Origin of the sequence: Paracoccus sp. PAMC 22219, from assembly GCF_000787695.1 — a bacterium.
Classification (GTDB): Bacteria; Pseudomonadota; Alphaproteobacteria; order Rhodobacterales; family Rhodobacteraceae; genus Paracoccus.
The window spans coordinates 21389-28253 of record NZ_BBPH01000088.1 but is presented as its reverse complement, the minus strand read 5'-3'; the positions used below and the strand labels follow the sequence as shown (position 1 = coordinate 28253).

At 66.9% G+C, this 6865-nt stretch carries 6 protein-coding genes; 1 reads left to right on the top strand and 5 read right to left on the bottom strand.

Annotated elements, in window-relative coordinates:
- Window positions 1-31: 31 nt before the first annotated feature.
- Entirely contained in the window at window positions 32-1615 is a 1584-nt protein-coding gene (locus TY51_RS10740; RefSeq protein WP_081994881.1) for an SsrA-binding protein, read from the bottom strand.
- Window positions 1616-1801: 186 nt separating this feature from the next.
- Between TY51_RS10740 and TY51_RS10735 the strand changes: the two genes are divergently transcribed.
- Complete coding sequence (locus TY51_RS10735) at window positions 1802-2653, top strand: sugar phosphate isomerase/epimerase (protein ID WP_042249437.1); 852 nt, start codon at window positions 1802-1804, stop codon at window positions 2651-2653.
- Between the two features lie 100 nt (window positions 2654-2753).
- Here the strand turns inward: TY51_RS10735 and TY51_RS10730 are convergent, their stop codons facing one another.
- Genes TY51_RS10730 through TY51_RS10715 form a run of 4 tightly spaced genes read right to left on the bottom strand, consistent with a single transcriptional unit; the run spans window position 2754 to window position 6831 of the window.
- Window positions 2754-3512, bottom strand: coding sequence for a DUF1080 domain-containing protein (locus tag TY51_RS10730; RefSeq protein WP_042249433.1), 759 nt, complete (start codon window positions 3510-3512; stop codon window positions 2754-2756).
- A 56-nt stretch (window positions 3513-3568) separates the two neighbouring features.
- Window positions 3569-4207 (bottom strand): gluconate 2-dehydrogenase subunit 3 family protein, encoded by a 639-nt coding sequence (locus tag TY51_RS10725; protein ID WP_042249430.1) that lies wholly within the window; start codon window positions 4205-4207, stop codon window positions 3569-3571.
- A complete protein-coding gene (locus TY51_RS10720) occupies window positions 4207-5895 on the bottom strand; it encodes a GMC oxidoreductase (protein WP_042249427.1) in 1689 nt (562 codons plus the stop codon). The genes TY51_RS10725 and TY51_RS10720 overlap by 1 nt, the downstream gene beginning before the upstream one ends.
- 33 nt (window positions 5896-5928) lie before the next feature.
- Window positions 5929-6831: a hydroxypyruvate isomerase family protein gene (locus TY51_RS10715; protein WP_052650031.1), complete on the bottom strand. Its 903-nt coding sequence runs from the start codon at window positions 6829-6831 to the stop codon at window positions 5929-5931.
- Between the last annotated feature and the right edge of the window lie 34 nt (window positions 6832-6865).

The window sequence follows — 6865 nt, the reverse complement described above, 5'->3', positions numbered from 1 at the left end:
TCTACAGGCCGGGGGCCAAGGCTGCAATGGCCTATCCCTGCTTCAGCAGGCGGGCCTTCTGACGATTCCAGTCGCGGGCGGCGCTGGTTTCGCGCTTGTCGTGGTTCTTCTTGCCCTTGGCGACGGCGATCTTCAGCTTCACGATGCCGCGGTGGTTGAAATACATCACCAGCGGAACCAGCGTCATCCCCTCGCGCGCGGTCGACTGCCACAGGCGGGCCAGCTCGCGCGATTTCACCACCAGCTTGCGGCGGCGGCGTTCCTCGGGGGCGGTGCTGGGGCGCTCCGGGGTGGCGCCCTGCGCGGCGCGGGCGCGGCGCAGCGCGTCCCATTCGCGAAAGAACCCGACGCCAAAGATCGCGCCCACCGCGATATGGGTCGAGCTGACGGGCAGGCCCAGCCAGCTGGCCAGGATCACCGTCAGTGCCGCCGACAGCGACACGCAATAGGCGCGCATCGGGTTCAGCTTGGTGATCTGGCTGCCGACCATGCGGATCAGCTTGGGTCCGAACAGGAACAGGCCGAAGGACAGGCCGAACGCGCCGATCAGCATGACCCACAGCGGGATCGACACCGCCTCGGCCGTGCCGCCCGTGCCCAGGGCCTGCACGATGGCGGCCAGCGGCCCCACGGCATTGGCCACGTCGTTCGCGCCATGCGCGAATGACAGCAGCGCCGCCGACACGACCAGCGGGATGCCGAACAGCACCTTGAGGGACTTGTTGCGGTTCTCCAGCCCCTGCGACTGGCGGCGGATCACCGGGATCATCACCAGCCAGCAGATCAGGCCCAGTACCGCGCCGATGATCAGCGCGCCGGAAAAGGTCACGTCGAAGATGCGGCTGAGACCCTTGAGCGCCAGATAGGCCGCGAACGCGCCCGCCATGATGCCGATCAGCACCGGCACCCAGACGCGCGCCGCCGCGATCTTGTCGTCGCGATAGATGATGCGCGCCTTGATGAACCACAGGAATCCCGCGGCGATCAGGCCGCCCAGCACCGGAGAGATCACCCAGCTGGCCGCGATGGTGGCCATGGTGGGCCAGTTGACCGCGCCGAAGCCGGCCGCGGCGATCCCCGCGCCCATCACCCCGCCGACGATGGAATGGGTCGTGGACACCGGCGCGCCGATCCAGGTCGCCAGGTTCACCCACAGCGCCGAGGACAGCAGCGCGGCCATCATCGCCCAGACAAAGATGCCGTCGGCCCCGATGGTCTGGGGATCGATGATCCCGCGAGAGATGGTGCCGACCACGTCGCCGCCCGCGATCAGGGCGCCCGCGGTCTCGAACACGGCGGCGATGGCTATGGCCCCGCCCATCGTCAGCGCATTCGCGCCGACCGCAGGGCCCATGTTGTTGGCCACGTCGTTGGCGCCGATGTTCAGCGCCATGTAGGCACCGAAGATCGCGGCCACCACGACGATCAGCGTGTTGTCGGTCTGCCCGAAGGCCACCATCGCCCCGACCCCCGCCAGGATGACAAAGGCCAGCGCGACGCCCGGCGCGACCAGCGGGCGCGCCACATAGGCGGTGGCGTTTTCCAGCGCCGAGAACCGCCCCAGGTCGCGGTCCAGCGTATCAAGATGTCGGGCTTCCAGGTCGTTGTGGGCCATGATGTCCTCTGGTTGGCGCAGCGGGGGCCTAGGGCGAAACGGCAGCGGGCGCAAGCCGACCGGCGACAGCGCGCCGATGTCGGTGGCAAAAAGCCGGGCGGGTGTGAATGTAATCCTTTTCAGACGGAATGAAATCCATTACATCTGAAGCAACCCCCGGAGGAGCGGGGACCAGAGGAGAAGACCATGACATTTGCAAGAACCGCCCTGATCGGCGGATTGGCCACGCTGATGGCACCGATGGCGCTGGCCCAGGATGCGGCGACGTCCGATCTGCCCATCGCGGTCCAGATGTACACGCTGCGCGACCACGGCACGCTGGACGAACAGCTGGCGGCCGTCCAGGCGGCGGGCGTCACCGCGGTCGAGACCGTCGGCATGCAGGACAGCACCGCCGAGGACCTGTCGGCCAAGCTGGAGGAATACGGGATCGAGGCCATCTCGACCCACGCCCAGCTGGCCGATCTGCGCGCCGACGCGCAGGCCGTGATCGACTTCAACAAGGCGATCGGCAACGACGTCATCACCGTCCCCTATCTGGCCGAGGAGGACCGCCCCGCGGATGCCGCCGGCTGGACCGCCTTGGGCGAAGAGCTGGCCGCGCTGTCCGCGACCCTGCAGGCCGAGGACATGACGCTGGCCTATCACAACCACGATTTCGAGATGGTGCAGTTCGACGGCCGCACCGCGCTGGAGATCATGATGGAGGCCGCGGGCCCCGAGGTTTTGGCCGAACTGGACCTGGCCTGGGTCACGCGCGGCGGTCTGGACCCGGTCGAATACCTGGGCCGCTTTGACAACCGCGTCTTTGCGATCCACGCCAAGGACAACGCCCCCGAGGGCGAGGCCGAGGACGAGCGCGGCTTCAAGGCCCTGGGCGAAGGCACGCTGGACTGGGCCGCGATCCTGCCCGCCGCCGAGGAGGCCGGCGCGCAGTGGTACATCATCGAGCATGACCAGCCCCTGGACGCCGCCGAGGTCGTGATGACCGGCGCCACCTTCCTGACGGAAAACCTGCCGGACAGCGCCACGCGCTGAACCCTCCCTGCCGGACAGGTTGACTGGGGCCGCGACATCGTCGCGGCCCCTTTTTCGTGTCGCGATGGTCGGGCCCGCCGCAAGGGCGGACCCGGGCGGATCACATCGGGCGCAGCCAGATATTGCGGAAGCTGACATCCGCGTCATGGTCCTGCAGCTGGATCGGCGCGCAGTCATGCGCCTCATAGGCGGGGTATCCGATCCATTCGGTCACGCCCTGGATCTCGGCGTGGTTCTGCACCACGACGCCGTTGTGCAGCACGGTGATGTGGGCCGGCCGGCGCAACGCGCCCTCGTCCGAGAAGATCGGCGCCTGAAAGATGATGTCATAGGACTGCCATTCCTCGGGCGCGCGCGAGGCGTTCACCAGCGGCAGATGCTGCTTGTAGATCGAGCCCGCCTGCCCGTTCGCGTAGGTCGGGTTTTCAAAGCTGTCCAGGACCTGAACCTCATAACGGCTCTGCAGGAAGATGCCGCTGTTGCCACGGTCCTGGCTGTCGTGACCTTCGGTGTTCGGAGGCGAACGCCATTCGACATGCAGCTGCACGTCGCAGAAGCTTTCGGTGGTGCGGATGTCGCCCGACCCGCGCGCGACGCGCATTGCGCCGTCCTCGACGATCCATTCGGCGGCGCCGCCGTTCACGGATTCCCATCCGTCCAGGCTGGTCCCGTCGAACAGCACGACCGCATCCGACGGCGGTGCGCCTTCGGGGGTCTGAACCAGGCGGGGTTCGGGGCCCGCGACCTCGGTCACGCGGGACTGGGCCTGGCGTTCCTCGGGGGTCGGTTCGGCGGCGTCCTGGGCGAGGGCGGGGGCGGCCAACGCCAGCAGCGCGACCATCGATGTCATCAGTTTCATGGCAATGTCCTTTGCAAATAAATACGGCCCCGGACATGCCGGGGCCGATGCGGGGATCAGGTGGCCCAGGCCGGCCCGCCGTCATAGTCCAGATCGCCGATGTACTCGCCCGGCACCGGCTCATAGCGCAGCACCTGCGTCGCCCCGATCTCCGAGGTGAAGAAGCCCAGCAGGGTCAGCTGCTGCAGCGGCGTGAACCAGTGCAGCGCCGGCAGGTCGACATCCGCCTCGGCCGAGGCCGCGGTGTCGGCCGAGGGCTGGACATCGCGCGCCTGCTGGCGGGCCTGCTCCTTGGCCTCGTTGACGACGACGGCCTGGGCTGCGGCCGCAACCATCGCCTCCTGCAGCATCTCCTGGCGCTGCGCGGGCTCCAGCGTCTCGAAGGCCGCGCCATAGCGGGACTGAGCCTCGGCCTTCAGCGTCTCGATGCTGTCGCGGAAGGCGGCCTGTTCGTCGGCGTCGTAGCAGTCGCTGACGAACTGCGTCATGAAGGCGCCCGCCGCGGCATCCTTGGCGCCCGGCGTGTCCGTGGCGGGGATGATCGTTTCCGCCACCTCGTCCAGAAACGCCGCATCCTCGGGGGTGAACAGGTTCTGGCCCGTCTCGGTCGGGACATAGGCCATCACCCTGCCCGCACCCAGCATGGCCGTGCCGGTGACGGCGGCGATCATCGTCAGAAGGTCGCGACGGTTCATCACAGATCTCCGTTCTTGAGGGCTTTGACGGCGTGATCCGCCGCGCGTGCGGTCAGCGCCATGTAGGTCAGCGACGGGTTCACGCAGCTGGCCGAGGTCATGCAGGCCCCGTCCGTCACATAGACGTTCGGCGCGTCCCAGACCTGGTTGTTGCCGTTCAGGACCGAGGTTTCCGGGTCGCGGCCCATGCGCGCCGTGCCCATCTCGTGGATGCCCATGCCGGGGGCATAGTCGCGATCGACCGGCTTGACGTCCTTGACGCCGGCGGCCTCCAGGATGTCGACGGCGTCCTGCTTCATGTCCTCGCGCATGCGCATCTCGTTCTCGCGCAGATCCACGCTGATGGACAGGACCGGCAGGCCCCACTTGTCCGTCGTGCCCCGGTCAAGCGAGATGGCGTTGTCATGATAGGGCAGCATCTCGCCGAAACCGGTCATGCCGATGGTCCAGTTGCCCGGCGTCGACAAGGCCTGCTTCAGGTCCGCGCCGATGTTCAGTTCGGCGATGTCGCGCTGCCACCCCTGGCGGCTGGCCGACCCCTGATAGCCGAAGCCGCGGGTATAGTTGCGCTCCTCTCCGTCGATGTTGCGGAAGCGCGGGATATAGAAGCCCGCCGGACGACGCCCGAAGTAATACTTGTCGTCGAACCCCTCGACCCGGCCCTCGGCACCGACGCGGAAATGGTGGTCCATCACGTTGTGGCCCAATTCCCCGGACGACGACCCCAGGCCCCCCTCCCAGACATCAGTGGCCGAATTCATCAGCACCCAGGTCGAATTGAAGCTGGAGGCGTTCAGGAACACCACGTCGGCGGTGTATTCATAGGTCATGTTCGTTTCGGCATCGATGATCTCGACGCCGGTCGCGCGCTTGCGGTCCTTGTCGTACAGGACCTCCTTGACGATGGAAAACGGCCGCAGCGTCAGGTTGCCCGTGGCCATGGCGGCGGGCAGCGTCGCGGACTGGGTGCTGAAATAGGCGCCATAGGGGCAGCCCAGCCAGCACTTGTTGCGATACTGACAGGCGACGCGATTCTGATCGGGCAGCGATTCCGTGATGTTGGCCACACGGCTGTTGATCAGGTACCGCTTGCCGCCGAATGCGTTGCGCAGGCGGGCGGCCACGTCCTTTTCCACGATGTTCAGCGGGATGGGCGGCAGGAACTGCCCGTCGGGCAGGATGTCCAGCCCCTCGTTCGTCCCCGAGATGCCGGCGAACCGCTCGGCGTGGTCGTACCAAGGCGCGATGTCGGCATAGCGGATCGGCCAGTCGGTCGCGATCCCCTCGCGTTCGTTGGCAGTAAAGTCGGTGTCCGAAAACCGATAGGTCTGGCGGCCCCACATCAGGCTGCGCCCACCGACGTGATAGCCCCGGAACCAGTCGAAACGCTTGGCCTCGACATAGGGGTTTTCCTGCTCGTTGGCCCACATGCCAAAGGTCTGCTCGTTCAGCGGATAGTCGCGCGACAGGACCGGATAGTTGTCCTTCATCTCCAGCGTGGCGGTGCCGCGATGGGGATAATCCCACGCCTCCTTTTCGGCGTTCACGTAGTCGGTCAGATGCTCGATGTTGCGGCCACGCTCCAGCATCAGGACCTTGAGGCCCTTTTCCGTCAGCTCCTTGGCGGCCCAACCGCCGCTGATGCCCGATCCGACGACGATCGCGTCGTAATGCATGTTGTCTGCCATCTGGCGTTCCTTTCTAGAAATTGCTTGAGGCGTTCAGACGTCGCAGGTCAGCACGGCGTCGCGCAGCGATGCGGCGGCGGCCTGCGGAGCGGGGTCGCGGGGGATGAATTCCTGCGCCACCCAGCCCTGATAGCCCGTGTCCCGGATCGCCCTGCAGATCGCGGGATAGTTCAGTTCCTGACTGTCGTCGGGGTCGTTGCGGCCGGGGTTTCCGGCGGTGTGGTAATGCCCGAACCAGCGATGGTCGCGCATGATGGTGCGGATCACGTCGCCCTCCATGATCTGCATGTGATAGATGTCATAGAGCAGCCTGAACTGCGGGCTTTGCAGCCGTTCGCACAGCGCCACGCCCCACGCGCTGCGGTCGCACAGATAGTCGGGGTGATCGACGCGGCTGTTCAGCAGCTCCATCTGCAGCACGACGCCGGCATCGCGCGCGGCGGGCAGGATGCGCGACAGGCCCTCGACGCAATGGCGCAGGCCATCCTCGTCGGACATGCCCCGGCGGTTGCCGCTGAAGCAGATCAGGTTCACATGCCCCGCCTCCGCGACCAGCGGGATGTGGCGCAGATAGCGTTCGGTCAGCGCGTCATGGTTGGCGGGGTCGGCCCAGCCGTCCTCCAGGCTGATCTCGGCGCCGTTGCACATCGAACTGGCCAGCCCGTGTTCGGCCAGCACCGGCCAGTCGTCCGGTCCGCACAGATCGATCGCGCCCAGGCCCGTCTGGCGGGCCAGCTGGCACAGATCGGCCAGCGGCAGATCGCCAAAGGTCCAGCGTGCGACGGAATGGTTGATGTTGCCCTGCAGCCCCGCAGGCTGTGCATCCTGGGCCATCAGGGGCACGGCCCCCAAGCCCGCACCAAGGGCCGCAAGGCCGCTGGCACCGTGAAACAGTCCGCGCCGGGTCATGGTTGCGCGGTCCGACAGATCGGTCATGCTTATCCTCCCTTGGATGTAGCCCCGGTCACGC